At 72.9% G+C, this 25,420-nt stretch carries 23 protein-coding genes, 2 pseudogenes and 1 riboswitch; of the genes and pseudogenes, 15 read left to right on the forward strand and 10 right to left on the reverse strand.

Annotated features, from left to right (window positions below; all coding sequences use genetic code 11):
- Positions 1–111 precede the first annotated feature (111 nt).
- Together ACIRVF_RS14650 and ACIRVF_RS14655 are read left to right on the forward strand one after the other, a co-directional pair.
- Complete coding sequence (locus ACIRVF_RS14650; protein ID WP_402816700.1) at positions 112–936, forward strand: SDR family NAD(P)-dependent oxidoreductase; 825 nt, start codon at positions 112–114, stop codon at positions 934–936.
- The gene (locus ACIRVF_RS14655) at positions 933–2,000 is read left to right on the forward strand and encodes an S-adenosylmethionine:tRNA ribosyltransferase-isomerase (protein WP_402816702.1); all 1,068 of its coding nucleotides are present in this window, start codon (positions 933–935) and stop codon (positions 1,998–2,000) included. Before ACIRVF_RS14650 ends, ACIRVF_RS14655 begins: the two co-directional genes overlap by 4 nt.
- A gap of 181 nt (positions 2,001–2,181) precedes the next feature.
- Here ACIRVF_RS14655 and ACIRVF_RS14660 read toward each other — a convergent pair whose 3' ends face one another.
- Positions 2,182–2,595: a nuclear transport factor 2 family protein gene (locus tag ACIRVF_RS14660; protein WP_402816704.1), complete on the reverse strand. Its 414-nt coding sequence runs from the start codon at positions 2,593–2,595 to the stop codon at positions 2,182–2,184.
- A 113-nt stretch (positions 2,596–2,708) separates the two neighbouring features.
- Positions 2,709–6,389, reverse strand: a complete 3,681-nt coding sequence (locus ACIRVF_RS14665) for a SpoIIE family protein phosphatase (RefSeq protein WP_402816706.1) — start codon at positions 6,387–6,389, stop codon at positions 2,709–2,711.
- Between the two features lie 639 nt (positions 6,390–7,028).
- Here ACIRVF_RS14665 and ACIRVF_RS14670 point away from each other — a divergent pair.
- Both ACIRVF_RS14670 and ACIRVF_RS14675 read left to right on the forward strand, forming a co-directional pair.
- Positions 7,029–7,670 (forward strand): TetR/AcrR family transcriptional regulator, encoded by a 642-nt coding sequence (locus ACIRVF_RS14670; RefSeq protein ID WP_402816708.1) that lies wholly within the window; start codon positions 7,029–7,031, stop codon positions 7,668–7,670.
- A 10-nt stretch (positions 7,671–7,680) separates the two neighbouring features.
- Positions 7,681–8,046, forward strand: coding sequence for a VOC family protein (locus tag ACIRVF_RS14675; RefSeq protein WP_402816710.1), 366 nt, complete (start codon positions 7,681–7,683; stop codon positions 8,044–8,046).
- On the opposite strand, the pseudogene ACIRVF_RS14680 reads toward ACIRVF_RS14675, so the two are convergent.
- Positions 8,022–8,276, reverse strand: a pseudogene (locus ACIRVF_RS14680) (IS701 family transposase); the annotation flags it as partial. The gene ACIRVF_RS14675 and the pseudogene ACIRVF_RS14680 overlap by 25 nt on opposite strands.
- Before the next feature lie 534 nt (positions 8,277–8,810).
- Positions 8,811–10,268, reverse strand: coding sequence for an MFS transporter (locus ACIRVF_RS14685; RefSeq protein ID WP_402816712.1), 1,458 nt, complete (start codon positions 10,266–10,268; stop codon positions 8,811–8,813).
- A 117-nt stretch (positions 10,269–10,385) separates the two neighbouring features.
- Between ACIRVF_RS14685 and ACIRVF_RS14690 the strand changes: the two genes are divergently transcribed.
- Positions 10,386–10,922 carry a winged helix-turn-helix transcriptional regulator gene (locus tag ACIRVF_RS14690; RefSeq protein ID WP_402816714.1) on the forward strand — a complete coding sequence of 179 codons (537 nt, stop codon included), beginning with the start codon at positions 10,386–10,388 and terminating at the stop codon, positions 10,920–10,922.
- Positions 10,923–11,041: 119 nt separating this feature from the next.
- Here the strand turns inward: ACIRVF_RS14690 and ACIRVF_RS14695 are convergent, their stop codons facing one another.
- The 5 genes from ACIRVF_RS14695 to ACIRVF_RS14715 all read right to left on the reverse strand — a co-directional run bounded on the left by ACIRVF_RS14695 (position 11,042) and on the right by ACIRVF_RS14715 (position 16,505).
- Positions 11,042–12,259, reverse strand: coding sequence for an alpha/beta hydrolase family protein (locus ACIRVF_RS14695; RefSeq protein WP_402816716.1), 1,218 nt, complete (start codon positions 12,257–12,259; stop codon positions 11,042–11,044).
- Positions 12,260–12,609: 350 nt separating this feature from the next.
- Positions 12,610–13,665, reverse strand: coding sequence for a serine hydrolase domain-containing protein (locus tag ACIRVF_RS14700; RefSeq protein ID WP_402816718.1), 1,056 nt, complete (start codon positions 13,663–13,665; stop codon positions 12,610–12,612).
- A 192-nt stretch (positions 13,666–13,857) separates the two neighbouring features.
- A complete protein-coding gene (locus ACIRVF_RS14705) occupies positions 13,858–14,772 on the reverse strand; it encodes a glycoside hydrolase family 19 protein (protein WP_402816720.1) in 915 nt (304 codons plus the stop codon).
- A gap of 310 nt (positions 14,773–15,082) precedes the next feature.
- On the reverse strand, positions 15,083–15,499 hold the full coding sequence (locus ACIRVF_RS14710) for an HIT family protein (protein ID WP_402816722.1): 417 nt from the start codon (positions 15,497–15,499) through the stop codon (positions 15,083–15,085).
- A 310-nt stretch (positions 15,500–15,809) separates the two neighbouring features.
- Positions 15,810–16,505, reverse strand: a complete 696-nt coding sequence (locus tag ACIRVF_RS14715) for an MSMEG_1061 family FMN-dependent PPOX-type flavoprotein (protein ID WP_402816724.1) — start codon at positions 16,503–16,505, stop codon at positions 15,810–15,812.
- Positions 16,506–16,716: 211 nt separating this feature from the next.
- Here ACIRVF_RS14715 and ACIRVF_RS14720 point away from each other — a divergent pair, with 211 nt between their 5' ends.
- Positions 16,717–17,034, forward strand: a complete 318-nt coding sequence (locus tag ACIRVF_RS14720) for an antibiotic biosynthesis monooxygenase family protein (protein ID WP_402816726.1) — start codon at positions 16,717–16,719, stop codon at positions 17,032–17,034.
- Positions 17,035–17,053: 19 nt separating this feature from the next.
- Here the strand turns inward: ACIRVF_RS14720 and ACIRVF_RS14725 are convergent.
- Positions 17,054–17,149 (reverse strand): annotated as a pseudogene (locus tag ACIRVF_RS14725) (DUF4242 domain-containing protein); the annotation flags it as partial.
- 126 nt (positions 17,150–17,275) lie between these two features.
- Positions 17,276–17,403: riboswitch (FMN riboswitch) on the forward strand.
- Between the two features lie 227 nt (positions 17,404–17,630).
- Between ACIRVF_RS14725 and ACIRVF_RS14730 the strand changes: the two are divergent.
- The 9 genes from ACIRVF_RS14730 to ACIRVF_RS14770 all read left to right on the forward strand — a co-directional run bounded on the left by ACIRVF_RS14730 (position 17,631) and on the right by ACIRVF_RS14770 (position 25,406).
- Positions 17,631–18,383: a riboflavin synthase gene (locus tag ACIRVF_RS14730; protein ID WP_402816728.1), complete on the forward strand. Its 753-nt coding sequence runs from the start codon at positions 17,631–17,633 to the stop codon at positions 18,381–18,383.
- Positions 18,380–19,027, forward strand: a complete 648-nt coding sequence (locus ACIRVF_RS14735; protein WP_402816730.1) for a nicotinamide riboside transporter PnuC — start codon at positions 18,380–18,382, stop codon at positions 19,025–19,027. The genes ACIRVF_RS14730 and ACIRVF_RS14735 overlap by 4 nt, the downstream gene beginning before the upstream one ends.
- Positions 19,024–20,295 (forward strand): bifunctional 3,4-dihydroxy-2-butanone-4-phosphate synthase/GTP cyclohydrolase II, encoded by a 1,272-nt coding sequence (locus ACIRVF_RS14740; protein ID WP_402816732.1) that lies wholly within the window; start codon positions 19,024–19,026, stop codon positions 20,293–20,295. The genes ACIRVF_RS14735 and ACIRVF_RS14740 overlap by 4 nt, the downstream gene beginning before the upstream one ends.
- Positions 20,296–20,411: 116 nt before the next feature.
- Positions 20,412–20,885, forward strand: a complete 474-nt coding sequence (ribH, locus tag ACIRVF_RS14745) for a 6,7-dimethyl-8-ribityllumazine synthase (RefSeq protein ID WP_402816734.1) — start codon at positions 20,412–20,414, stop codon at positions 20,883–20,885.
- Between the two features lie 103 nt (positions 20,886–20,988).
- Entirely contained in the window at positions 20,989–21,261 is a 273-nt protein-coding gene (locus ACIRVF_RS14750) for a phosphoribosyl-ATP diphosphatase (RefSeq protein ID WP_030279806.1), read from the forward strand.
- A 63-nt stretch (positions 21,262–21,324) separates the two neighbouring features.
- Positions 21,325–22,173 (forward strand): ATP phosphoribosyltransferase, encoded by an 849-nt coding sequence (gene hisG / locus ACIRVF_RS14755; RefSeq protein ID WP_402816736.1) that lies wholly within the window; start codon positions 21,325–21,327, stop codon positions 22,171–22,173.
- A gap of 163 nt (positions 22,174–22,336) precedes the next feature.
- Positions 22,337–22,777, forward strand: coding sequence for a PH domain-containing protein (locus ACIRVF_RS14760; protein WP_402816738.1), 441 nt, complete (start codon positions 22,337–22,339; stop codon positions 22,775–22,777).
- Positions 22,778–23,022: 245 nt separating this feature from the next.
- Positions 23,023–24,366 carry a hemolysin family protein gene (locus tag ACIRVF_RS14765; protein ID WP_402816740.1) on the forward strand — a complete coding sequence of 448 codons (1,344 nt, stop codon included), beginning with the start codon at positions 23,023–23,025 and terminating at the stop codon, positions 24,364–24,366.
- Positions 24,363–25,406, forward strand: a complete 1,044-nt coding sequence (locus ACIRVF_RS14770) for a hemolysin family protein (protein ID WP_402816742.1) — start codon at positions 24,363–24,365, stop codon at positions 25,404–25,406. Before ACIRVF_RS14765 ends, ACIRVF_RS14770 begins: the two co-directional genes overlap by 4 nt.
- Positions 25,407–25,420: the final 14 nt, after the last annotated feature.

The raw sequence follows: 25,420 nt of genomic DNA on the forward strand, positions 1-25,420 counted from the left end.
CGGACGCAGGCCCGGTCCTGGGTCCGGCTGTCGGTCTAGGGCCAACGGAGGATCCGGTCCCGGTTCCGGAGGCCGATCCGCGGCCCGGCCCGGCGGCGCGATCGTTGGGCCATGAACGTAGCACCGGACTCCACCCCCGCCCCCGTCGCTTCCCCCGTCGCGCTGGTCACGGGAGCCTCCCGCGGCCTCGGACTGGCTCTCGCGCACGCCCTCGCCGCCCAGGGCTGGCAGCTGGTGATCACCGCCCGCGGTGAGGCCCAACTCGCCGAGGCCGAGGTGGCCTTGGCCGCCGTCACCAAGGTCGTCGCCCTCCCGGGCTCGATCGTCGACGACGACCACCGGGCCCGTCTGGCCGGGGCCGCCGAAGGCCTCGGCGGCGCGAGCCTGCTGGTCAACAACGCCGGTTCGCTCAACGGCGCCACCGGCCCCGGCGCCGAACCGCTGCCCCGGCTGGCCGACTTCCCGCTGCCGGACCTCCTGGAGCTCTTCGAGGTCAACGCCCTCGCCCCGATCGCCCTCACCCAGCTCGTCCTGCCGCAACTGCGCGCCCACTCGGGTGCCGTCCTCAACATCAGCTCGGACGCCGCCGTGGAGCCCTACCTCGGTTGGGGCGGATACGGCGCCAGCAAGGCCGCGCTCGACCTGGCCACCGCCGTACTCGCCAGGGAGGAGGAGGAGTTGAGGGTCTGGGCGGTCGACCCGGGCAGCATGCGCACCCGGATGCTGCAGGAGGCCAGCCCGGGGGAGGACATCTCCGGCGAGCCGCTGCCCGCGCAGGTCGCGCCCGTTCTGCTCGGTCTGCTGCGCGACCGTACGCCCTCCGGTCGCTACCGCGCCGAGGACCTGGCGGCGGTCCCTACCGCCGACCGGGCTTCGGCCGCCGACCCGGCGACGGTGGCCGAACAGGCGACGGTGGCTGACCGGGGTGGCCGATGACGGCCCTGACCGAGCTGGGTCTCGACGTCACCGTCCCGCCCGAACTCTCCGCCCGCGCACCGGTGGAGGCGCGCGGCGGCAGCCGCGACGGTGTCCGGATGCTGGTCGGCCGCCGTACCTCCGGCGCCGTGGAACACCGCCGCTTCACCGAACTGCCCGTAGCGCTGCGCCCGGGGGACCTCCTGGTGGTCAACAACTCGGCCACCCTTCCGGCCGCCCTGCCGGGTCGGTTGCCCGACGGCAGCCCGGTCGCGTTGCACCTCTCCTCCGCGCAGCCGGACCAACAGGGCGCCCACCTGGTCGAGTTGCGCCGGCCGGTACCGGGAGCGGCGGCTGCCTACTACCCGCCGCAGGAGTCCCCGGCCCGGCCGGGCCTGCGCGTCGCCCTGCCGGCCGACGGCGCGGCCGAGCTGGTGCAGCCCTTCACCGGCCGCCTCTGGTACGCCGAACTCACCCTGCCCGCAGGCCTGTTGCCGTATCTTCGGCAGCACGGGCGGGCGATCCGGTACGGCTACGTGGACCGCGACTGGCCGATCGAGGCCTATCAGACGGTCTTCGCGAGCGTGCCGGGTAGCAGCGAAATGCCCAGCGCGGCGCGTCCGTTCACACCGGCGGTGGTGGCCCGGCTGGCCGGTCGGGGCGTCCTCGTCGCTCCCGTCACCCTGCACACCGGGGTGGCCTCGCCGGAGGCGCACGAGGCCCCGTACGCCGAGCGCTTCCACGTCCCCGCCGCCACCGCCCGGCTGGTCGGCCACGTCCGGGCCGGGGGAGGACGGGTGATCGCCGTCGGGACCACCGTGGTGCGCGCCCTGGAGTCGGCCGTGAGACCGGACGGCACGCTCCAGGAGGCCGACGGCTGGACGGAGCTGGTCATCACCCCGGAGCGCGGGGTGCGCGCGGTGGACGGGCTGCTCACCGGCTGGCACGAGCCGCGCGCCTCCCACCTGCTGATGCTGGCCGCCGTCGCGGGCCGCCCACTGCTGGCGGCCTGCTACCGGGAGGCCGTCCGACAGCGGTACCTGTGGCATGAGTTCGGCGACGTCAACCTGCTGCTGCCGGACTGAGCAGATCAGCCGGTGGCGGGGGCGGCAGTGAGGCCGCCGCCGGAACCGGCCGGCTCGCCCAGCGGTTCACCAGGACGGGCGGTCCACCGCCACGGTGGCGCTGCGGTCGTCGTCCGTGGCGGCGAGCACGGTACCGGCCCGGCGGAACGCCGTTCGGGCCGTTCGGGCCGGTCGGGGGTGTTCAGGCCGTTCCGGCCAGCAGGGTCTGCGCCACGTGGTGGGTGTCCAGGTACTCGCGGACGGCGGTGATCAGGCCGTTCTCCACGGTGAACACGCCCAGGCAGTGGTTCTCGTACACGGCGCCGTTGGCGGCCTTGCCGACGGCGGTCCACTCGGCCACCGCCTGCGGGCCGTCGGCGAGGACATGGGTGAGGGTGAGGGTCGGCAGGCCGTCGGCGGCGAAGAGGGTGCCGACCTGGCCGAGGAAGTCGCCGAAGATCTCCTGCTTGCCGCGCCAGGTGCGGGAGAGTTCGAGGCTGCCCGGGTAGGTCCAGGTGGCGTCCTCGGCGAACAGGGCGATGGCGGCGTCCCGTTCGCCCGCGGCGAGGCGGGTGACGTACTCGGTGACGACGGTGCGGGCGTCGGTCTGCTGCATGAGGGGCTCCTCCGGTCCGTCCGGTCGGGACTCTCCCGCCGTGGCACCAGCAAAGCCCAGCGGCCGTACCGCCGACCAACAACTCCTGGACCGCGCCGACAACGGTCGGTTGTTCATGCAGTCGGGTACCCCGGAGGCAGCTCCAGCTCGAACCAGACCACCTTGCCGTCGGCGGTCCGGCGGCTGCCCCAGCGGTGCGCCAGTTCGTTGACCAGGTGGATGCCGCGGCCGCCCTCGTCCTCGTTGTGGGCGTGGCGGATCCGGGGCGTCCCGCTCTCCCGGTCGGCGACCTCCACGGTGAGCACCCGGTCGCAGAACAGCCGTAGCTGGGTGGGGGATCCGGCGTGCACCAGGGCGTTGGTGATCAGCTCGCTGGTGAGCAGCTCGGCCCAGTCGGTGAGCGCGGTCAGGCCCCAGGCGGCGAGCGTCTCGCGGGTGAAGCGGCGCGAGTGGGCGACCATCGCGTGGTCGCCGGTGAGCGGCAGGGAGGCGATCCGGTCGGCGCCCTCCGGGCGGACCTGCGCCATGATGACGGCGATGTCGTCCTCGGCATTGCGCCCGGTGAGCCGGGTCAGCACGGCGTCGCAGGTCTGTTCCAGCGAGCGGCTCCGGTCGGCGACCGTTCGGCAGAGCAGCCGCAGGCCCTCGTCGAGGTCGCGGCCCCGGCGCTCGACCAGGCCGTCGGTGTAGAGGGTCAGGATGGCCTGCTCGGGAAGGGTGAACTCGACGCTCTCGAACGGGACTCCGCCCACCCCCAGTGGCGCGCCGGGCGGCAGGTCGACGAGACGGGCGTTGCCCCCGGTGTCGGCGACCACGGGCGGCAGGTGGCCGGCGCAGGCCGCGGTGCAGTTGCGGTCGGCCGGGTCGTAGACCACGCAGACGCAGGTGGCGAACTGCCCCTCGCCGAGCGCCGCGGTGGCCTCGTCCAGCCGGTGCAGCACCCGCGCGGGGTTGAGCTCCAGGGTAATCAACGTCCTTGCCACGGTGCGGAGTTGGCCCATGGTGGCGGCGGCCCGGATGCCGTGGCCCATCACGTCGCCGACGATCAGCGCGACCCGTCCGGAGGAGAGCGGCACCACGTCGAACCAGTCGCCGCCGACCTCGCTGACCACGCTGCTGGGCAGGTAGCGGTAGGCGAGCTCCAGGCCGATGGTGCGGTGGATCTCCTGCGGGAGCAGGCTGCGTTGGAGGGTGAGCGCGGTGTCCCGCTCGCGGCGGTAGAGCCGGGCGTTGTCGATCGCCAGCGCGGTGCGCGCGCCCAGCTCCTCGGCCAGCGAACGGTCCGCCGGGCCGAACGGCACCGGGTTGTGGGTACGGACGAACTCCGCACCGCCCAGCACGAGTCCGCGCGCCACCAGCGGCACCATCAGGTACGAGTGCACCCCGGCGGCCAGCCCCGGCTGCACCCGGTCGGGGTAGGCGACGATCCGCCGCAGGTCCTCCTCGGTCACCGCGGAGACCAGGATCGACCGCCGGGTGCGCAGGCTCTGCGCGTACACCTCGGCCGACTGCGAGGTCTCGCCCACCTGGTCGGCCGCCGCCGTCATGCTGCCGTCCGGCGCCGTCTCGCCGACCGCCACCGCCCGCATCAGCACCGACCCGTCCTTCGGCACCGGGCCGGGCTCCTCGCCGCCGAGCACCGCGTCGCGCAGGTCCACCGTGACGAAGTCGGCGAAGCGCGGGATCACCACGTCCACCAACTCCCGTGCGGTGCGGTGCAGATCGAGGGTGGTACCGATGCGGTTGCTGGCCTCGTTCAGCAGACCCAGCCGCTGCTGGGCGGCCCAGGCCTCGTCCAGGGCCCGCTGCCGGGCGGCGGCCGCGTCGCGCTCGCGGGTGAACAGCAGCGCGTTGTCGATCGACACCGCCGCCCGCACGGCCAACTCCCCGGCCAGCGCGAGGTCCTCGTCGTCGTACGGGCGTTCCACGAGCGTCCGGTAGAAGCCCGCGACGCCGACCGGATTGCCGCGCGCGATCAGCGGCACGACCATGATCGATTGCACGTTCTGCTCCCGTACGGCGGCGGTGCGCACCGGGTCCTCGGCGAACCAGGCCATGCCGTCCTCGTCCATCCGGGGCACCAGCACCGGCTTGCGGTGCGCCAGGCTCCACGCGTACGGCGAACCGGGCAGGAATCGGTGCACCCCGCCCAGCCGGTCGATCGGCGCCAGGGTCGAGCCGCGCACCGAGTGGAACGCCATCCGCCGCAGCAGCGCCGAACCGTCCGCCGAGGGCCGCACCTCGCGCTCGCCCCGGACCAGTTCGTCCAGCACCTCCACCACCACGGTGTCGGCCAACCGGGGCGTCGCCACCTCGGCCAACTCCTGCGCCGTGCGGTCGAGATCGAGCGTGGTGCCGATCCGGGCCGACGCGGCGTTCACCAGCGCCAGCCGCTCCTGCGCGGCCTTCGCCTCGCGCAGCGCCTGCTGCCGGGCCAGCACCGTCTGGTGCTGGCGCAGGTACAGCCGGGCGTTGTCGATCGCGACCGCCGCACGCGAGGCCAGCTCGTCACCGAGCGTGATGTCGGCCTCGGCGAAGGACTCCCGCTCGCCGCGCCGCGAGTACACCACCATGCCGAGCGTGGTGCCGCGCGCCACCAGCGGCGTGATCCGCACCGAACGCGGCCGGTCGCCGAGGAACGCCTGGCGGCGGCTCTCGCTGAGGCCGTCGGCCAGCGGTGACAGCTCCCAGGACGGCACCACCACCGTCCTCCCGGTGACCATCGCCCGGGCGTACGGGGAGTCCGGCGGCAGCTCGTGCACCGAGTCCACCGGCAGGGCGTCGGCCGGGTACAGCGGGTCGGACGTCGCCAGCGCCAGACGGCGCACCAGCTGCGGGGCGTCGGGGGCGGGCGGCTCGACGTTGCGCCCCGCGATCAGCGCCTCCAGGGCGAACACGCCGCTGATGTCCGAGACCCTGGGCACCATCGCGTCGGCCAGCTCGCGGGCGGTCTGTCGCAGGTCCAGCGTGGTGCCGATCGAGGCGGTCGCGTCCACCAGCAGCGACAGCCGCTCCTGCGCCTGGGCGGCCCGGGCGTCCGCGCGGTAGCGCTGCGTGACGTCGATGATGGTCGCGCTCACTCCGAGCACCCGTCCGCCCTGGTCCGCCAGCCGGAAGTACGAGGCGGACCAGGCGCCGTCGCGCTGCGGATTCCCCGGGGTGCGGCCGTGCGAAAGGAAGTCCACCACCGGCAGGCCGCTCGCCAGCACCTGCCGCATCACCGTCTCGCACTCCGCGGCGTTGATGCCCGGCAGCACCTCGGTCAGCCGGTGGCCCAGGTGCGCCGCGGCGGCCAGGCCGTTGGCCCGGGCCAACGCCTCGTTCAGCCGGATGAAGCGCAGCTCGGTGTCGAACACGGCCATGCCCACCGGGGACTGGGTGAAGAAACCGTCCAGCACGGCCAGATCCGCCTGGATCCGCCGCAGCGTCGTCACCTCGGAAGCCACCGCCAGCACCAGCGGCGCGCCGTCGGGCCCCTGAACCGGATGAGTGCGGAACTCCAGGTTCACCAGGTGGCCGTCCCGGTGTCGCACCGGGAACACACCCGACCACTCCCGGCCCGCCAGGATCTCCCCGAACAGCTCCAGTACCTCGGGCCGCCGCTCGTCCGAGGTCAGCAGCTTGGCCGCCTTCACGCCCACGGCCTCGTCCGCGCGGTAACCGAGCAGTGCCTCCGCGTCGCCGCTCCAGTGCAGGATCCGCCCGTCGGCCGCGATCAGCGCCGTGGCGATCGGCAGCATCAGCAGGGCGTCCTGCTGAGGATCCCCCCGGCGCTGTCCGTCGTCGTTCACCATGGCCAGAGAACCGCCCAACCACCCGGGAGCCCGTTCCCACCAGCCCTGCCATCCTCGCACGCAGCCCCCATGCCCCGCTCATCGTGGCCCACCGCACCCTCACGATCCGTTACCACGGCGTCACCCCGCTACTCGTGGTGAGCGGTGACCGTCGCACGTTGGGCAGACCGCACGGCCCCCGAGCCGACGCACACGAAGTCGGTGGATCCGACTTCCTGCGCGTGGGCTTGCTGGAAGCGCCGGGCGCACGCTCACGCTGACGGTGCCCAGGAGCCATCGCCCGTGCCGCGTCGGCCCCGGGCCGGGCCAGCAGGTTCGACTTCCCATGGGGATTCACTGGAGCATGAGGAGCATGCCCGCTCGGCTTGTCATCCGCGCGCCGATGTTGGGCCCGGAGTTGTCGCTCGTGCGCGTCGGCCCCGGGCTGGGAAAGGGGCCGGGCGGCTTTCCGTGTTGCGCCGGCCTTTGCCATGAGTAGGAAGTCGGTGGGTTCGACTTCCTGCGTCGACCGGGGGCGCACGGGTTCTGCTCCAGCTGTAGATCGTGATCTTCAGGTGTTCGGCACGTGATCGATCAGAGTTGACGCTTCGTGGCAACGATTCCTTGACCGGAGTGAGCACTCACTCCGATACTTGCTCCATGACGACCGCACCCAGTCGGCGAAGAGCACCGGCGATGGACGCCGACAGCCGCCGGGAGATGATCGTCCGTGCCGCGCTTCCCCTCGTGATCGAGCACGGCAGCGCGGTGACGACACGCCAGGTCGCCCGGGCCGCAGGGATCGGGGAGGGCACCATCTTCCGCGTCTTCGCGGACAAGGAGGAACTCCTGGACGCGTGCGTGACCGAGGCGCTCAGTCCTGCCCCCGCCCTCGACGCACTCACCCTGGTATCTACGGACCAGCCGCTCGCCGACCGGCTGACCGAGGCCGCCTCGGCGCTGCACGCCCACCTGGACCGGGTCGGCGCGGTGGTCGGGGCGCTTCATGCGACGGGCGGGCGGGGACGAAGTGGCCGTCCCGGCAACGCAGGGGCCCCGCCTGATCGTGCGGCCGGTTCCCTGCTCGTTCGAGAGGCGCTGGCCGAACTCTTCGAGCCTGAGCGGGAGTCGCTGCGGTTGCCTCCCGAGCAGGCAGCATTGATCTTCCTAGGTCTCCTGTTCGTCGGGGCCGACAGGCCGCCAACCGGAGGCGACCCGACGGATCCGGCGCCGCAGTTGGGAGTGCGCGACCTCGTCGACGTCTTCCTGCACGGCGTCCTGTCCCAGCCAGTCGAGATCTGAGAGACAGAGCATGTCCATCACGCTGAACCACACCATCGTTCCAGCCGTCGACAACGAGGCAGCAGCGCGCCTCTTCGCCTCCGTCATGGGACTGGACTATCGAGGCGCAGACAGGCATTTCGCGCCGGTGCAGGTCAACGATTCCCTGACGCTGGACTTCATGTCCGTCGAGAATCCGGTCGGCCACCACCTGGCCTTCGACGTGGACCCGTCGTCCTTCGATGAGATCCTCGCCCGGCTCAACGCTGCCGGGGTGCCCTATGGCAACGATCCCAGCGAGCCCGACAACGGCCGGACAGACCACCCGTTGTGTGCTCGTGGCCTGTACTTCACCGATGACGCCGGAAACCTCTATGAGGTCATGTCCCCCAAGTAGCGGTGGTGGTGCCGCCAAGCGGACCGGCGGAGCCGGTGGGCCGGGCCGTGATCGGTTCGGACAGCGGCACTGATGAACAGGTGCCGGATCTCGTTGCGGGTCAGCGGGATCAGGTCGTCCGGTGCGGGGTGGTGTGCGTGTTCGTGGGCGCGGACGACGGTGAGGAACGCGTGGGCCAGCATGGCCAGGGTGACCCAGGGTGACCCAGGGGCCCAGGAGGGACAGCGGCGCCGGCCCCGACTTCGAGTCGATCGCCACCACGTTCGAACCCCGATGGCGCGGCCGTGACGTCAACTCCCTTACTTGGATGGCAATGTGGGCGCGGTTCGCGATGACCGGACCGATGTCCTCCCGCTCGCACGTCACCAGGTACTCGGCCGGTCCGCAGGCGTAGGTGTCGATCGTCCTCGGCGCCCGCCCCAGATCAGTCCAGATCGGCAGCCACACCGCCGCCTGCTCGTGCCGACCCGGCACCGGCCACTTCTCTGTCAGCACCGTCGTGCCGTCAAGCCATCTCCCAAGTCCGTAGTTGCACCGGGGAGACATGATCACCCGGACAGATTCCGCGTAACTTTCAAGCTCCTCAAGCGCCAGCGCTACGGCCGGCGGAGCCGCGTTCCGTGGTGCGCGGGGTACCACGCGCCGGAAGTCGACGCGGGCGACTTTTGCGTGCGAGCCGGGGGCGGGCCGCGTTTCGGGAGTGTGGCCCCCGGAGTGGGGGGGTGGCTCGCGCGGAAGTCGGCGGGGCCGACTTCCGCGCGGGGTCATTGGGTGGTGGCGTGTTCGGGGACGGGGGGCGTGGGCTGGGGGCGGGGTTCGGGGGTGCGGGTGGTGAGGGTCAGGGCGGCGCCGATGAGGCAGAGGGCGGCGGCGACCAGGACGGCGCGGTCGGTGCCGGTGGCCAGGGCGTGGGCGGCGGCTTCGGGGCCGGAGGTGGTGGGTCGGGCGGAGCCGGCGACGGCGACCGTGACGGCCACGCCCAGGGCCGAGCCGATGTAGCGGGAGGTGTTGTTGGCGCCGGAGCCCATGGCGGCCCGGTGGGCGGGGACGCTGCTGACCGCGAGCCGGGCGAGGGCCGCGTTGAGGACGCCGCTGCCGATGCCGGCGACCGCCAGGCCGGGGGTGAGCCGCAGCCAGCTGGCGTCGGGGGTGAGTCCGTAGAGCCCGCCCTCGCCGAGTCCGCAGATCAGTAGGCCGAGGGCGACCTGCGTAGTGGCCGAGACATGGGTGGCCAGCCGTCGGGCCTGGAGGGCGGAGAGCACGGACAGGCCCGACCAGATGGCCAGTACTCCGCCCGCGGCCAGACCGGAGAGGCCGAGCACACCCTGGAGCAGGGTGGGCAGGTAGCTCATGAAGCCGACCAGCGAGAGCCCGGTGAACAGGGCACCGCCGGTCGCGGCGATGAACCCGGGGTCGCGGAACAGGGCGAGGTCGAGCATCGGTTCGCGCACCTTCGCCTCGACCAGGGCGAACGCCGCGAGCAGCAGCACCCCGCCCGCCAGGAGAACGACCACCACGGGCCGTCCCCAGCCGCTGCGGCCCTCGGCGAGACCGGCGATGAGCAGGGCGGTTCCGGTGGTGAGGGTCAGGACGCCGTACGGGTCGAGCGCGCGGGGCCGGTCCGCCCGGGACTCGGTGAGCCAGGCGGCGGCGCAGGCGGCCACGGCGGCCGAGACGACGGCGAGCCCGCCACTGACCGCGCGCCAGCCGGCCCACTGCTGGACGAGCGCACCGTAGACCGGTCCGACCGCGATGCCGAGGCCGACGGCCGCGCCCCAGGTGCCGAGGGCCCGGATGCGGTCCGGTCCGGCGGGGTGGGCGTGGCTGATCAGGCCGAGCGCCGGAGCCAGGACGGCGGCCGAGGCGACGCCGAGCAGCACCCGGGCGGCCAGGTAGACGGCTCCGCCGGGGGCGAGGGCGGCGAGCGCCTCGGCGGCGGCGAACAGCAGCACGCCGAAGGTGAAGACCCGTTTGCGGCCGTGGTCGTCGGCGGAGCTGCCGGTGGTGAGGAGGAGTGCCGAGATGCCGACCAGGGTGCCGGTGAGGATCCAGGTGCGGCCGGAGGCGCCGAGGTGGGCGGCCTGGGCGGTGGCGGCGAGCGAGGCGGTGGGAGCGGTGTAGGCGACGGTGGTCAGGGCGGTCGCGGCGGCCGTGACGGCCAGGGTGGCGGCGGGCCGGACGGCCCCGGTGGCGAGGGCGGAGCCGGGTGGTGCGGGGGACATGGGTGTTCCCTCCGGGGACTGGGCGATGGGTCTGTTCAATGAACCGTCTCTGGTGGCACGCTACCACTGCCAGTCTGTTCATTGAACCCACCCCGTGGGTGGACTACGCTGGCCCGCATGGCGCTGGGAACCGACTACGAACTGCAGGAGTGCGCACTGGCCCGCGCCCTGGAGGTGGTCGGCGAGCGCTGGAGCCTGCTGATCGTCCGCGACGCGTTCTACGGCGTACAGCGCTTCAACGACTTCCTCGCCCACCTCGGCATCCCGCGCGCCGTCCTCACCGCCCGCCTCAACGCGCTGGTCGCAGCCGGGGTCCTGCGCAAGGAGCCGTACCAGCAGGCGCCGCTGCGGCACGGCTACCTGCTCACCGAGACCGGCCTCGAACTCTGGGGGCCGCTCTACCAGTTGAGCCGCTGGGGTGGCCGGCACGCCACCGACGGCGGCCCGCACCACCTGTTCGCGCACGCCCGTTGCGGCACCGACCTGGACCTCATCGGCGCCTGTCCCGAGTGCGGCGGCGGGCCCGTACCCCCGGCCGAGGTCGTCATGCGCCCCAACCCGGCCCGTACCGGCGGGCACCGCGACGACCCCGTCTCCCGAGCCCTGGTCCGCTCCCACCTGCTGCTCGAACCGATCGCCTCGGCGGCGGCGTAGCGGGCACCGCGGCTGCGGCCTGGCGAGCACCGCGGCTGCCGCCTGACGAGCACCGAGAGGGGGCGGGCACACCGACGAGGCCGCCGGCGGATTGCCGACGGCCTCGCGGGTGCAGCGGGTCAGGAGTGGAACCGGACCTCCGGGTTGGCGGCGGTCGGCCCGTCGAACAGCGGCTGGTCGATGTCCTTCAGCTGGAGGTCGAAGAAGGCGCCGACGTACTGCCGGGTGAGCTCGACGGCGCGCCGGCCCGACACGGTGGTGCCCGGGCTCTGGGACACGCCGAGCGCGTCGTAGAACAACGGGAAGTCGGTGAAGCTGCCGTGGTCGGAGCCGTCGAGGGTCAGCCAGCGCTTCCAGCCGTCGAGTCGGGGCCAGCTCGTGGTCCAGCTGCCGTCCTCGTTGCCGCCGGGCAGCGAGTGGCCCATCATCAGGTACGGCTTGCCGCCGACGCCGGATTCGGGCACCAGGTAGGGCATGGTGCCGTCCAGATCCGCTCCGGCCCTGATCCGGTCGTCGGTCAGCAGCGCGGGGACGGTGGCCGCGCCGCCGGCCGAGTGCCCGGCCATGCCGATCCGGTCGCGGTCGATCATGCGGGCATAGCGCCAGGCCGGCTGGGGGCGCTGGGTGAGCTGGTCGATGACGAAGGAGACGTCGTTGGCCCGGCTTTCCTCCAGGGTCTTCCAGGCCTCCTTGTCCCTGAGCCGGCCGCACATCACGCAGGGCAGCGTCTGCCCGTCCGGGAAGGTGGTCCCGGTGTTCTCGTAGGTGTGGTCGACCAGCGCGACCACGTACCCCCGGCTGCCCAGGTCCTCGGCGAGGCTGGTGAGCGAGGTGCGCGGCATGGTGAAGCCGGGGGACAGGACCACCAGCGGGTAGTGGCCACCCTGCGGGCGGGCGTTCGTGCGGGACCAGGTCCGGGCGTCGGTCACCAGCTCGGTCGGGATGGTGTTGCCCGGGAGCTCGTGGTCCAGCAGCATCCGGGCGGCCGGAGCGGTCATGTACGGGGCCGGGCTGCCGGTTCCGGCATGGGCGGGGTAGTACATCGTGACCATCAGCTGACGCGGCCCGGCCGAGGGAACCCACGGGTCCGGACGGTCCTGGTCGACCAGGTGCAGGACCTCCTGCCCGACCGCGTCCGGCCCGGTCGGGCGCGGGAGTTCGACGTGGAGCGCGCTCGGCGCGGTGGCGGACGCACCAGCGGTGGAGGTGGGCGGGGTGGCGGCCGGGGTGGCGGGCGCGGCCAGGGCCGGGGCGGCCACGGCGACGGAGAGGGGCAGCGCGAGCAGCAGTGCTGCGGCGGCCGCAGTGGTGCGAAGTCGGCTCGTGTGTCGGGTCATGTGTCCGACGGTATTTCGCAGCAAGGGAACTGACGTCGGTTCAGCGGCGTACCGTTCCCCTGCGGGACGGGCCCTTGGCGGCCCCTAGGGGGTGGATGCGGTCAGCGGATCGCTTCCAGGACCCTCGCGTTGGCCAGGCCGCCCGCCTCGCACACGGTCTGTGGCGAACCGCCCGCGAACCGGCCTCGAACTCGTCCATCGCTCGCGCGGGAGCGACCGTTCGGCTGCGATCAGCGCGGCACTCGCGCCTTGCGGGACGAGCCCGCAGGCCACCACCACATCGCCCGCCCCCAGCTCACCCCCGTCGACGGCGACGGCGATCGCGACGGCAGCCGCAGCGCCAGCGCCCGTCAGCGTCTCGCCGCGCCGAACCCGGTCTGCAGCCTCCGCAGCAGCGCCGTGCCCGCCGGGTCCACCGACCGCCGGGTGTTGGCCAGCACCACCACCCCCACCTGCTGCTCCGGGTCGAAGGCGACGAAGGAACTGGATCCACCCGTCCCTCCGTTGTGCCACAGCTGGAGGTGCCTGCCCTGCTGGGCGTGCAGCCGGTGGCCGAGCCAGCCGAGGTGCGTCCAGGCGAACGGGTTGACCCGGTGCCTGGTCTCCCGGGTGAACAGGATCGCGGGCGCCAGCGGCGCGTCGGGCTCGCGCTCGGCGGCCAACTGCGCCCGCAGGAGCAGTGTGAGGTCGGCCGCGGTCGAGCGCAGCCCGCCCATGCCGGGAAGCGCGGCCAGGTCCCAGGAGGGCACCGGCCGCCCGCCCGGCGCGTGGCCGTGCGCCAGCCGTTCGGAGCGTTCCGCGCCCGGCTGCAGGCAGGTGTCGGCCAGCCCCAGCGGCGCGCAGACCTCACGCGTCACCAGCTCCTCGTACCCTTTTCCGGCCCGGTGGGCGAGGGCCATCCCGAGCAGCCCGGCGCCGAGGTTGGAGTAGCGGAAGCTGCGCCCGGGCGCGGAGTGCAGTCGGGTGCGGGCGAGGCCGGAGAGTATTCGCTCGGCGGTGCAGTGGGCGTAGGGATCGGGCCGGTTGGGCTGGAGGAGTGCACGCACCATCATGCCCCGGGGCAGCCGGGGGAGCCCCGACGTGTGGGTGGCGAGGTGCCGGAGCGTGATCGGCTGTCCGCCCCGGACCGGGACGGCCGCCCGGCCCGGGAGCACCTCGGCGAGCGGCTCGTCGAGCCGCACCGCCCCGTCGAGCGTCAGCCGGGCCAGCACGAGCGAGGTGAACACCTTGGTGACGGAGCCGATGTCGAAGAGCGTGCGCGCCCCGGGCACCCCGCCGCCGGGCCCCGTCCGCCCGGCGCCGTGGATCTCCACGGCGCCACCGGCCAGCCCGGCGACCACCACACCGACGTGCCGGCCCGCGAGCCGGTCGGCGGTCTGCTCCACGAGGCGGGCGAGTTCGTTCATGCGCCTGAGCCTAGGTGGCCACGACCTGCGAAGTCGTCCGCCCGGAAAATGATTTCGATCGCTCCGGATGCTCCCACGGGTGTACGCCGCGCTCCGCCCGGTCGCGCCTCACGAAGTACGGACCCCTCCATCCGGAGAAGTAGCACAGCAGCAACGGCGGGCCCGCCGACGGACGGGCCCGCCGACCCGCCGTCAGCAGCTCAGGTTGCCCCCGGGCACCGTGCCGAGGATCTGCACGAACTCCTGGTACAGGCTGATCCGGTGCTGCATCTGCGCGGTGTTGTTGCCGTTGCACTCCAGCGCGCCGTTGATGCTGCGGATCGTCTCACCGAAGCCCCGCCCGTTGACCATCGCGTCGTGCGAGGTCATGGTGCCGGGGCCGTTCTGGGTGTTCCAGTACCAGAGGCCGGTCTTCCAGGCCACCGCCGGATCGGTCTGCACCAGGTCCGGGTGGTTCAGCAGGTCCAGGCCGAGTGCGTCGCCCGCCGCCTTGTAGTTGAAGTTCCAGCTGAGCTGGATCGGTCCGCGCCCGTAGTACGCGGCCTGCCCGGCCGGGCACCCGTACGGCTGCGAAGCGTCGCAGTAGTGCGGGTAGTTGGAGGTGTTCTGCTCGACCACGTAGACCAGACCGCCGGTCTCGTGGCTGACGTTGGCGAGGAAGGCCGCGGCCTCCTGCCGGCGTACGGTGTCGCTGCCGGTGGCGGCGAAGCCGGGGTACGCGGCGGTCGCGTCCAGCAGGCCCTGGTAGGTGTAGAAGGGGTTCCGGTTCGGGAACATCCGGTCGAACTGCGCCTGGCTGACCGGGAATCCGCCCCGGTCGGACGTCGGAGTCGGTGTGGGGGTCGGGCCGGGACCCGTGGGGCCGCCGCAGGGGCCCTGGTCGGCCCAGACCCCGGAGCCGCCGGTGCTCGGCGGCTCGTTCTGGGTCCACCACTTGGCCGTCCAGTTGTGCCCGTTGTACGAGACGGCGGCGCCGCCGGTGTACACGGCGGTGGAGCTCCACGCGGTGCCGCAGGCGGCGGCGCTGGCGGAGGCCGGGAGGAGCACCGCGAGCGCGAGCGCCGTGGCCACGGCGGACAGCAGCGCGAGCAGGCGTTTGGTTGACACGTCATCACCCCTTGTGCGGTGGGGGCCGCACGTCGTCGGGACAGGGACCTGGTCGGGCGGGGGAGCCGGGCACCGTACGGGGGCACGTCGTGGGGGACGGCCGACCGGGGCCCGGGCCGGTACGGGGCCGGCACCGACTCAACCGGAGTGGTCTATACCTGTCAAGAGGTCAGACGGAAGTGCCTTCGAAGGGATGTGCGTCAAGGACGCGGGGGACGGGGCCCCGGGGGCGGGGTTCCGAGGGACGGGGTTCCGGGGGCCGGGGTTCCGAGGGAGACGGTTCCGAGGGACGGGACGGGCCCCGGGGGGCCTACGCCTCCCCGAGCGCCGCCCGCAGCCGGGCCGCGATCTCCGCCGCCCCCGCCTCGTCCGGGTACTTCCCCCGTGGCCAGAAGAACCCGCGCAGCCCGTCCTTCGGATTGCGCGGCACCACGTGCACGTGCAGGTGCGGCACCGACTGGCTGATCCGGTTGTTCGCCGCCACGAAGCTCCCCGCCGCGCCCAGCCCCTGCTCGACCGCCGCCGCCACCCGCTGCACCCGCAGGAAGAACGGTCCGACCTCCTCGACGGGCAGGTCCGCCAGAGTTCGGTGGTGGGCACGCGGCACGACGAGCACATGGCCGGGGAAGAGCGGCCGGCGGTCCAGGAAGGCCACCACCGTCCCGTCGTCCAGCACCCGGTGCGCGGGTTCCTCACCCGCCACCACCGCACAGAAGACGCAGTCCATCCGCCCATTCAAACCACCGGCGGAGTTCCCGGCACCCCCGCGAACCCGGCCCGCGCCCGCCGTCACCCGGTCGGCCGCCCGAGCCGGGAGGTGCCCCCGGCGCGCCCCGAACCGCAGGCCCCCGCCGCCGGCCCCCCGGACCGCCGCTGGCCCCCCGGACCGCCGCCGGCCCCCGGACCGCCGCCGGCCCCCGTTCCGCCGCCGGCCCACCCGTTCCGGCGCCGGCCCACCCGGCCCGGCGGCCGGGCAGTCCGGCGGCAGCGGCGCGCCGCCGGTGCAGAAGCACTGCACCGCGCCCGAAGGCGCGGCCCTACTCGTACCGGTACAGCAGCGCCTCCCGCTCCGTCTGCTCGATCATCTCGACGGTCAGCGAGTCGTCCCGCAGGTGCGACAGCGTGACCTCGGCCGAACTCGGCTGCGCGTTCACGGCCAGCCAGTTCTCCGGCTTCCACGCCGAACTCCGCAGCAGCGACTTCGGGCAGTGCGCGTACACCTCCTCCACGGCCACCACGATCGCGCTGCGCGGCGGCTTGCCGACGGCGGTCAGCTGCCGCAGCAGCTCCGGGTCGGTGGAGACGCAGGCGCGGCCGTTGACCCGCAGCGTGGTGTCCCGGCCGGGTACGACGAAGAGCAGCCCGACCCGGCCGTTCTCCAGGATGTTGTGCAGGGTGTCCAACCGCTTGTTGCCGGTGGCGTCCGGAATGGCCAGGGTGTACTCGTCGAGCACCGAGACCAGCCCGGCCGGCCCGCCGCGCGGGGAGACGTCGCAACGCCCGGCGGCGTCGGAGCTGGCGACGAACACCAGCGAGGAGCAGGCGATGAGCCGCTGGGCGACCTCGTGGAGGCGGTCGACCTGCTTGCGGCGGGCGTGCTCGCCCGGCTGCTCGTAGACCTCGCGCAGCTGCGCCGGGTCGGTGAGGGCGCCCGCGCTGAGGGCGGCGAACAGGCCGTTCGGGGTGCCCGGAGCGGTGGTTGACGATGCGATGGTGTCCGGCGTGAGGGTCATGCGGGGAATCTAGCCGAGGCCGTTCGCCGCACCGCCGGCCCGGGTTCGCGGTCCCGCCACCACCGTGGGGGCGGACGCCGTCCCGCGCCCGCGGCGCCCCCGCCCACCCGGGATCCACCACTCTCCGTGAAAGCACCGCTCCACCCCTCCCCACCAGCGATTTTCCGCTGATAATGGGGCCAGGGACTCCAGCCAGCCGGAGGTGGTGGCCGTGATCGTCAGAATCTGGGCCGGGCAGGTCACGGCCGATCGCATCGAGGAGTTCTGCACACATCTGGCCAGCCAGGTGCTGCCGCAGCTCGGGAGGACGGACGGCTGCCTCGGCGGTGAACTGCTGCGCTCGGTGACCGAGGGCGGACTGCACCGGGTGCTCGTGGTCAGTCGCTGGCGCGACGAGGAGGCCCTGCGTGGTTACGCAGGGCCGATGTGGCGGATCCGGCCGGTCTGGTCGGAGGGCGAACTGCACTACCTGATGCACCCGCCGGAGGTCACCCACTTCATGCCGGTCACCGCACCCGCCGTCCTCTGAATCCGAACCGGTCGGTCCCTCACACCGAGAGCGGCACCGAGTGGATCTCGCCCGCCGGGTGCCCGGCCCGGTGGTCGACCCGCTGCACCGCTTCCCCGGAGGGTGCGCCGGACAGCACACCGGCGCCGCCCGCCACCCACCCGCCCGCATTCCCCGCAGGACCGTGAAACAGGCCACAGCGGAACACTCTCCCTCGGCTTGGGTCCCGCGTGGCACAATGTGGTCAACAGCAGTGACGTTCAGCGCACTCCGGGGTCGGTGAAAATCCGAACCGGCGGTTACAGTCCGCGACCCGTCCGCAGCCAGCGGCCGGTTGACCAGGTGAAATTCCTGGACCGACGGTTAAAGTCCGGATGGGAGGCGTGCGCGGGCGGACGAAGAGCAGTACCCGTGGTCCATCGGCGTCCATCACGACACCGGACCGGGCCACGGTCAGGTGAACGGCGGGAGCAGTGTCTCCCGGGCCGGGTGAGCGATCTCCCGGCGGCTCCGGCACCCCCGGCGACGGGTCGTGCACGGGCCTGTGCACCGGTGCCCGTCCGTGTCATCTCCCTCTGCCGCCCCGGAGTCCGCGCCCCAAGCGCGAGGAGACCCGGGTGTTCACCGGCATCATCGAAGAGCTCGGCGAGGTCGTGTCGATCGAGGAGATCGGCGACTCCTCGCGAATCCGCCTGCGTGGTCCGGTCGTTCGTGACGGCGCGCGCCACGGGGACTCCATCGCGGTCAACGGCGTCTGCCTGACCGTCGTCGACAGCGCCGAACAACTGGCTGCTGAGACCGGCGAGTTCAGCGCCGACGTGATGGCCGAAACGCTGCACCGCTCCAGCCTGGGCGAGCTGAAGCCCGGCTCCCCGGTCAACCTGGAGCGCGCGATGGCGCTCGGAGCCCGGCTCGGCGGCCACCTGGTCCAGGGCCACGTCGACGCCACCGGGCGGCTGTTGAGCCGCGAGCCGGGCGAGCGCGACGCGGACGGCAACCTGCGCTGGGAGGTGCTGCGCTTCTCGCTGCCGGAGTCCATCTCCCGCTACCTCGTGGAGAAGGGCTCGATCACGGTCGACGGCGTCAGCCTCACCGTGGTGGAAGCGGCCCGGGACAGCTTCACCGTCAGCCTCATCCCGGCGACCCTCGCGCTCACCACGCTCGGCGCCAAGGCCCTCGGCGAGAGCGTCAACCTCGAAGTGGACGTGCTCGCCAAGTACGTGGAGCGGCTGCTCGAATCGCGCACCCTCCCCAACCTGCCCCAACCGCAGCACCCGTACGACCCGGAGAACGCGGAGAACCCGCAGAATCCGCAGGACCTGCCGGGCACGGACCGCACCACCACGACCACCACGGGGGAATCCAAGTGAGCTGGCTCAGCGGCGAGGCGTTCACCGTCCTCGGCGAACACGTGAAGTGGGCCGACATGATCGGCAACCTGCTCGGCTTCGGCGGCCTGGCGCTCGGCTGGCGCCGCTCGGTCTGGAGCTGGCCGGTCCAGCTCCTCTCCGGCGTCGTGCTGATCGCCGCCTACCTCGGCGGCCACGTCCCCGGCCTGATCGGCAAGCAGCTGATCGTCATCGTCACCGCCGCCTGGGGCTGGGCGCAGTGGCGCCGCGGCCGCCGCGACACCGGGACGATCGCCGTGCGGTTCGCCGGCTGGTCCGAGCGGGCCGCCCTGGTGGCCGGCACCGCGGTCGGCACGGTCGGCCTGGCGATGCTGTTCACCGCCTACCCCAGCCTGTCCTGGAGCCCCTGGTCGGACGCCTACATCTTCGTCGGCACGCTCGCCGCGATGGTCGCCCAGGCGCGCGGCTGGCTGGAGTTCTGGTTCGCCTGGATAGCGGTCGACGCGGTCGGCGTCCCGTTCGCCTTCAACAGCGGCTACACCTTCTCCGGTCTCACCTACTCCGTCTACTTCGTCCTGGTGCTGCTCGGCCTGCGCTCCTGGTGGCTGAGCACCCGTGAGCCGCGAGCCACGTCCGCCAACGTCCCGCAGGGAGCCACGGCATGACCGAGAACCAGACCCACCCCGGCAGCACCGGCGACGAGCTCGTCCTCGACCCGGTAGAGCGGGCGATCGCCGACATCGCGCTCGGCCGCGCGGTGGTCGTGGTCGACGACGAGGACCGCGAGAACGAGGGCGACCTCGTCTTCGCCGCCTCGGCCGCGACGCCCGAGCTGATGGCCTTCACCATCCGCTACAGCTCCGGCGTGATCTGCGCCCCGATGACGGGCGCGGAGCTGGACCGGCTCAAGCTGCCGCCGATGACCCAGGTCAACGAGGACCGCAAGGGCACCGCCTACACGGTTTCGGTGGACGCCCGCGAGGGCGTGGACACCGGCATCTCCGCCGCCGACCGCGCCCGCACCGTACGGCTGCTCTCCTCGCCCGGCACCGAGCCCGGCGACCTCACCCGCCCCGGGCACGTCTTCCCGCTGCGCGCCGTCGAGGGCGGCGTGCTGGTCCGCCCCGGGCACACCGAGGCCGCCGTGGACCTGGCCCGGCTCGCCGGGCTGGCGCCGGCCGGGGCGATCGCCGAGGTGGTCAACGACGACGGCACCATGGCCCGGCTGCCCGAGCTGGTCGCCTTCGCCCGTGAGCACGGCCTGGCGATCATCTCCATCGAGGACCTGATCGCCTACCGCCGGCGCACCGAGCTGCACGTGGACCGGGCCGCCGTCACCGCCCTGCCCACCGTGCACGGCGAGTTCACCGCCGTCGGCTACCAGGGCACCATCGACGGCGTCGAGCACATCGCGCTGGTGGCCGGCGGCCTCGGGCCGGACGGGCGGCTGCCGGACGGTGAGGACGTCCTGGTGCGGGTCCACTCCGAGTGCCTGACCGGCGACGTCTTCGGCTCGCTGCGCTGCGACTGCGGCCCCCAGTTGGAGGCTTCGCTCCAGCGGGTCGCCGGGGTCGGCCGCGGCGTGGTGCTCTACCTGCGCGGCCACGAGGGCCGGGGGATCGGCCTGGCGCACAAGCTGCGCGCGTACGAGCTCCAGGAACAGGGCCGCGACACCGTCGACGCCAACCTGGACCTCGGCCTGCCCGCCGACGCCCGCGACTACAGCATCGCGGCGCAGATGCTGGCGGACCTGGGCGTGCGCTCGCTGACGCTGCTGACCAACAACCCGCAGAAGCTGACCGCGCTCACCGACCACGGCCTCAAGGTCAAGGGGCGCGAAGCGGTCGAGATCGAGCCGGGCGAGCACAACCTGCGCTACCTGCGCACCAAGCGCGACCGGATGGGCCACGACCTGCCCGGCCTCGGCTCCTGACGCACCCCGCCCCCGCCGCTGCCGCTGCCCGCAGACCCGCCCCTCCGGCCACCGGCCACCGACCCGACCGACAGACCGACAGACCGACCGACAGACAGACAGAACGGAACACCGACATGAGCGGCCACGGAGCCCCCGAGCTGACCATCGACGGCGCCGCCGACCTCAAGGTCGCGGTCATCGCCGCCCAGTGGCACGACCAGGTGATGAACGGCCTGCTGGACGGCGCCCACCGCGCGCTCAAGGAGCTGGGCGTCGCGGAGCCGACCGTCCTGCGCGTGCCCGGCACCTTCGAACTGCCGGTCGCCGCCAAGCGCCTCGCCGACCGCGGCTACGACGCCGTCGTCGCCCTCGGCGTGGTGATCCGCGGCGGCACCCCGCACTTCGACTACGTCTGCCAGGCGGCCACCGCCGGCCTCACCCAGGTCAGCGTTGACACCGGCGTCCCGGTCGGCTTCGGCGTGCTGACCTGCGACAACGAGGAGCAGGCGCTCGACCGCGCCGGTCTGCCGGGCTCCGCCGAGGACAAGGGCCACGAGGCCGTCACCGCCGCCGTCGCCACCGCGGTGACTCTCCGCGACCTGCGCTGAGCGCCCCGGTGACCGGTCCCGGACCGTGGACGTCCAGCCGACCGTCCACGGTCCGGGACCGTTTACCGCCCGTCCGCCCGCACGCCGTATGGTGAGTCCCATCATGGCTTCGAAGACATTCGAGGAGCTCTTCGCCGAGCTCCAGCAGAAGGCCGCCACCGGCGACCCCTCGTCCTCCCGCACCGCCCAGCTCGTCCAGCAGGGCGTCCATTCGATCGGCAAGAAGGTCGTCGAGGAGGCCGCCGAGGTCTGGATGGCCGCCGAGTTCCAGTCGGACGAGCAGACGGCGGAGGAGATCTCGCAGCTCCTCTACCACCTTCAGGTGATGATGATCGCCCGCGGGCTGACGCTGGACGACGTCTACAAGTACCTCTAGAACACCCAGTACGCCCGAGCTCCCCGCAGACACCCCTCCCAACAGGTAAGGAAGCAACCTCCCATGCTGCGCATCGCCGTCCCCAACAAGGGTTCTCTCTCGGGTCCCGCGGCGGAGATGCTCCATGAGGCCGGCTACCGCCAGCGGAAGGACCCCAAGGAGCTGGTGCTGGTCGACCCGAACAACGAGGTCGAGTTCTTCTTCCTCCGCCCGCGGGACATCGCCGTCTACGTCGGCTCCGGCCGCCTCGACGTCGGCATCACCGGCCGCGACCTGCTGCTGGACTCGCACTCCAACGCGGAGGAGGTGCTCGCCCTCGGCTTCGCCGGGTCGACCTTCCGCTTCGCCCGCCCCGAGGGCGTGGACGTCAAGGACGTGACGGGCCTGGAGGGCCTGCGCATCGCGACCTCCTACACCGGCCTGGTCGAGCAGCACCTCGCCGACCACGGCGTCAAGGCGACGGTCACCAAGCTGGACGGGGCGGTCGAGACCGCCGTGCAGCTGGGCGTCGCCGACGTGATCGCCGACGTGGTGGAGACCGGCACCAGCCTGCGCAACGCCGGCCTGGAGGTCTTCGGCGAGCCGATCCTGATCTCGGACGCCGTGGTCATCCGCCCCAAGGGCGCCGGCGAGGACGCCCGGGTCGAGCAGTTCCTGCGCCGCCTGCAGGGCGTGCTGGTGGCCCGCCGCTACGTGCTGATGGACTACGACATCCGCGCCGAGAAGGTCAGCGCCGCCGTCGCGCTCACCCCCGGCCTGGAGTCGCCGACCGTCTCCCCGCTGCACACCGAGGGCTGGGTGGCCGTCCGCTCGATGGTGCTCCGCAAGGAGGCCCAGCAGATCATGGACGACCTGTGGGGCATCGGCGCCCGGGCGATCCTGGTCACCAACATCCACGCCTGCCGCCTCTGACCCGCTCGCACGAGCCGCGGACACGCGCTGTCCGCGGGACCTGCTCGCACGTTCGCGGGTAAAGAACGGTTCAATGGGCGGGGACGCCGACCGGCGTCCCCGCCCTCGTGCTGTCGCGAACCCCCGGAGCCACCGGGCCCAGAACCACCACCGGAGACCCCACGTGTCCACGCCGCCCGTCGAGTTCCCCGTCACCTGGGCACCCCGTCGCACCCGCGTGGTGCTGCTGCCGGTCTGCGCCCTGCTGGTGGTGCTGTTCGTCGTGCTGGCGATGCTGCTCCCGGCGAGCTGGCAGCTCAACGACCGGATCATGATGATCGCCAGCGGGCTGCTGTTCGCCGGCGTGGGCCTGATGCTGGCCCGCCCGCGGGTGAGCGCCGACGCGGAGGGCGTGACGGTGGTCAACTTCGTCCGCAGCCGCCGACTGGCCTGGGCCGAGATCGTCCGGGTCAACTTCCGCCAGGGCGACCCGTGGGCCACCCTCGACCTCGCCGACGGCACCTCGCTCGCCGCGGTGGGCATCCAGTCCGGCGTCGGCAAGGCCCAGGCGATCGCGGACGCCCGCGCGCTGCGCGACCTGGTCGAGCACCACGCCCAGGTCTGACGGCTCTGACGGCGCGGGCCCACGCGGCCCGCGCCCCGGCGGGTCCGAACACGCTTCCTAGCACCGCGCCGGTATGGTCTACGCTGGTAAAAGCGGGGCAAAACTTCAGCCCTGCCCGAAAACGACCCCACTCGAACCGATTCGCGCTTCGAGCGACCTGAGGAGTGACACACCCCCTCGATGGACGATCCGTCCGGTAGTACCTGGGCCGCCTCGCTTCCGACCCCCGGAAGGCAGGCGGCACTGTGATCACCGCCTGGCTGCTGTTGTTCGCAGCCGTTCTCCTGATCCTCGCCAACGGCCTCTTCGTGGCTGCCGAGTTCGCCTTCGTGACCGCCGACCGCGGCGCGGTGGAACGGTCCGCCGAAGCGGGGGACGCCAAGTCCGCCCGCGTCTCCCGGGCCCTGCGGCACCTCTCCTTCGAACTCTCCGGCGCCCAGCTGGGCATCACCGTCACCTCGCTGGTGGTCGGCATGCTCGCCGAACCGGCCCTGTCGACCCTGCTCCAGCCCGTGATGGCGGGCATCGGGGTGCCCGAGTCGGCCGCCCGCGGCGTCGCCGTGGTGGTCGGCATGGTGCTGGCCACCGTCGTCCAGATGGTGATCGGCGAGCTGGTCCCGAAGAACTGGGCGATCTCCCGCCCGCTCCAGGTGGCCCGCGCGGTCGCCGCCCCGCACATGGCCTTCTCCTTCGTCTGCCGCCCGCTGATCAGCTTCCTGAACGGCGCCGCCGACCGCACGGTACGGGCCTTCGGCGTCGAGCCGCAGGAGGAGCTGGAGCACGCCCGCACCCCGGCCGAGCTGGTCTCGCTGGCCCGGCACTCGGCCAAGGCCGGTGCGATAGACGAGGAGTCGGCGACCCTGTTCGTCCGCACCCTCGGCCTCGGCGACCTCACCGCGGAGTCGGTGATGACCCCGCGGATCGACGTCTCCGCCCTCCAGCGCGACGCCACCGCCTCCGACGTCATCAACCTGACCCGGGCCACCGGCCTGTCCCGGTTCCCGGTCTACGCCGACACCGTGGACGAGGTCACCGGCATCGTGACGCTCAAGGACGCCCTCGCCGTCCCGGCCGCCCGGCGCGGCCGGGTGCGGGTCGCCGAACTGGCCTCGCCACCGCTGCTGGTGCCCGAGACCCTGCCCGCCGAGCGGCTGCTCGACCAGCTGCGCCGCCTCCAGCCGATGGCCATCGTGGTCGACGAGTACGGCGGCACGGCCGGCGTCGTCACCGTCGAGGACATCGTCGAGGAGATCGTCGGTGAGGTGCAGGACGAGCACGACCCGGACGACCACCCCGACCTGCTCCCGCTGCCGGCCGTCGACGGCCTGCCCGCCTGGGTGGCGGACGGCCGCGCCCGGCTCGACCGGCTGGAGGCGATCGGCCTGAACGCCCCGGACGGCCCGTACGAGACCCTGGCCGGCCTGGTCGCCGACCTGCTCGGCAAGCTCCCCGAGGTGGGCGAGCAGGCCGAGTTGCCCGGGTGGCGGCTCACCGTCACCGGCGTCGACCGGCACCGCACCAGCCAGGTCCGGGTGGAGCGCACCAGCGTGCCCGGCCTGTTCGGCGCGGACGGGGAGGACGTCCGATGACCGTCCTGCAACTCGCCGTCGCCCTGCTGCTCCTGCTCGGCAACGCCTTCTTCGTCGGCGCCGAGTTCGCCGTCGTCTCGGTGCGCCGCAGCCAGATCGAGCCGCTCGCCGAGGCCGGGCACAAGCGTGCGCGCACCGTGCTGCACGCGCTGTCCAACGTCTCCGCGATGCTGGCCGCCGCCCAACTCGGCATCACCGTCTGCTCGCTGGGTCTCGGTGCGCTCGCCGAGCCCACCATCGCCGCCCTGTTGGAGGGCCCGTTCCATGCGATCGGTGTCCCGTCCGGCCTGATGCACCCGCTCTCGTACGGGATCTCGCTCGCCCTCGTGGTGTTCCTGCACATGGTGATGGGCGAGATGGTGCCGAAGAACATGGCCATGGCCGGCCCGGAGCGGGCCGCGCTCTGGCTCGGCCCGCCGCTGGACCGGCTGGCCCGCTGGCTCGCCCCGGTGATCCGGCTGCTCAACGCCTTCGCCAACGGCGTGCTGAGGCTCTTCCGGGTCGAGGCCAAGGACGAGGTCGAGTCGGTGTTCACCACCGAGCAGCTGATGTACCTGCTGGTCGACTCCAGGGACGCCGGTCTGCTCGACGAGGACCGCCAGGAGCGCCTGGAGGACGCCCTGGAGATGGGTCGCCGTCCGGTCACCGACGTGCTGCTGCCGCCCGAGCAACTGGTCACCGTCAACCCGAAGGTGACAGCCGCCGAGGTCGAGGAACTCGCCCTGCGCACCGGCTTCTCGCGCTTCCCGGTCACCGACGGCGACCCGGCCGGCCACGGCTACCTGGGCTACGTCCACCTCAAGGACATCCTCGAACTGGAGGACCGGTCGGCGCCCGTCCCGGCCCGGCTGTGGCGGCCGATCACGGTGCTGCGCGGCAGCCTGCCGCTGGACGACGCCCTCGGCGCGATGCGCCGGGCCGCCTGCCACCTGGCCTCCGTGCTGGACCAGGACGGCCGCACGATCGGCGCGGTCATGCTGGAGGACGTCCTGGAGGAACTGGTCGGCGAGATGCACGACCCGGACCACCGGACGGTCTGACACCCCGGTCCGCC

The sequence above is a fragment of the Kitasatospora sp. NPDC101157 genome, assembly GCF_044768255.1.
Lineage (GTDB): Bacteria > Actinomycetota > Actinomycetes > Streptomycetales > Streptomycetaceae > Kitasatospora.

Bases quoted from the DNA above. Each gene is read 5' to 3' on its own strand.
- ACIRVF_RS14660 (WP_402816704.1), bottom strand. From the start codon at position 2,595: ATGCAGCAGACCGACGCCCGCACCGTCGTCACCGAGTACGTCACCCGC.
- ACIRVF_RS14675 (WP_402816710.1), top strand. From the start codon at position 7,681: ATGTCCATCACGCTGAACCACACCATCGTTCCAGCCGTCGACAACGAG.
- ACIRVF_RS14710 (WP_402816722.1), bottom strand. From the start codon at position 15,499: ATGGACTGCGTCTTCTGTGCGGTGGTGGCGGGTGAGGAACCCGCGCAC.
- ACIRVF_RS14695 (WP_402816716.1), bottom strand. From the start codon at position 12,259: ATGACCCGACACACGAGCCGACTTCGCACCACTGCGGCCGCCGCAGCA.
- ACIRVF_RS14650 (WP_402816700.1), top strand. From the start codon at position 112: ATGAACGTAGCACCGGACTCCACCCCCGCCCCCGTCGCTTCCCCCGTC.
- ACIRVF_RS14685 (WP_402816712.1), bottom strand. From the start codon at position 10,268: ATGTCCCCCGCACCACCCGGCTCCGCCCTCGCCACCGGGGCCGTCCGG.
- ACIRVF_RS14715 (WP_402816724.1), bottom strand. From the start codon at position 16,505: ATGACCCTCACGCCGGACACCATCGCATCGTCAACCACCGCTCCGGGC.
- ACIRVF_RS14750 (WP_030279806.1), top strand. From the start codon at position 20,989: ATGGCTTCGAAGACATTCGAGGAGCTCTTCGCCGAGCTCCAGCAGAAG.
- ACIRVF_RS14740 (WP_402816732.1), top strand. From the start codon at position 19,024: ATGACCGAGAACCAGACCCACCCCGGCAGCACCGGCGACGAGCTCGTC.
- ribH (WP_402816734.1), top strand. From the start codon at position 20,412: ATGAGCGGCCACGGAGCCCCCGAGCTGACCATCGACGGCGCCGCCGAC.
- ACIRVF_RS14670 (WP_402816708.1), top strand. From the start codon at position 7,029: ATGACGACCGCACCCAGTCGGCGAAGAGCACCGGCGATGGACGCCGAC.
- ACIRVF_RS14690 (WP_402816714.1), top strand. From the start codon at position 10,386: ATGGCGCTGGGAACCGACTACGAACTGCAGGAGTGCGCACTGGCCCGC.
- ACIRVF_RS14700 (WP_402816718.1), bottom strand. From the start codon at position 13,665: ATGAACGAACTCGCCCGCCTCGTGGAGCAGACCGCCGACCGGCTCGCG.
- ACIRVF_RS14770 (WP_402816742.1), top strand. From the start codon at position 24,363: ATGACCGTCCTGCAACTCGCCGTCGCCCTGCTGCTCCTGCTCGGCAAC.
- hisG (WP_402816736.1), top strand. From the start codon at position 21,325: ATGCTGCGCATCGCCGTCCCCAACAAGGGTTCTCTCTCGGGTCCCGCG.
- ACIRVF_RS14655 (WP_402816702.1), top strand. From the start codon at position 933: ATGACGGCCCTGACCGAGCTGGGTCTCGACGTCACCGTCCCGCCCGAA.
- ACIRVF_RS14665 (WP_402816706.1), bottom strand. From the start codon at position 6,389: ATGGTGAACGACGACGGACAGCGCCGGGGGGATCCTCAGCAGGACGCC.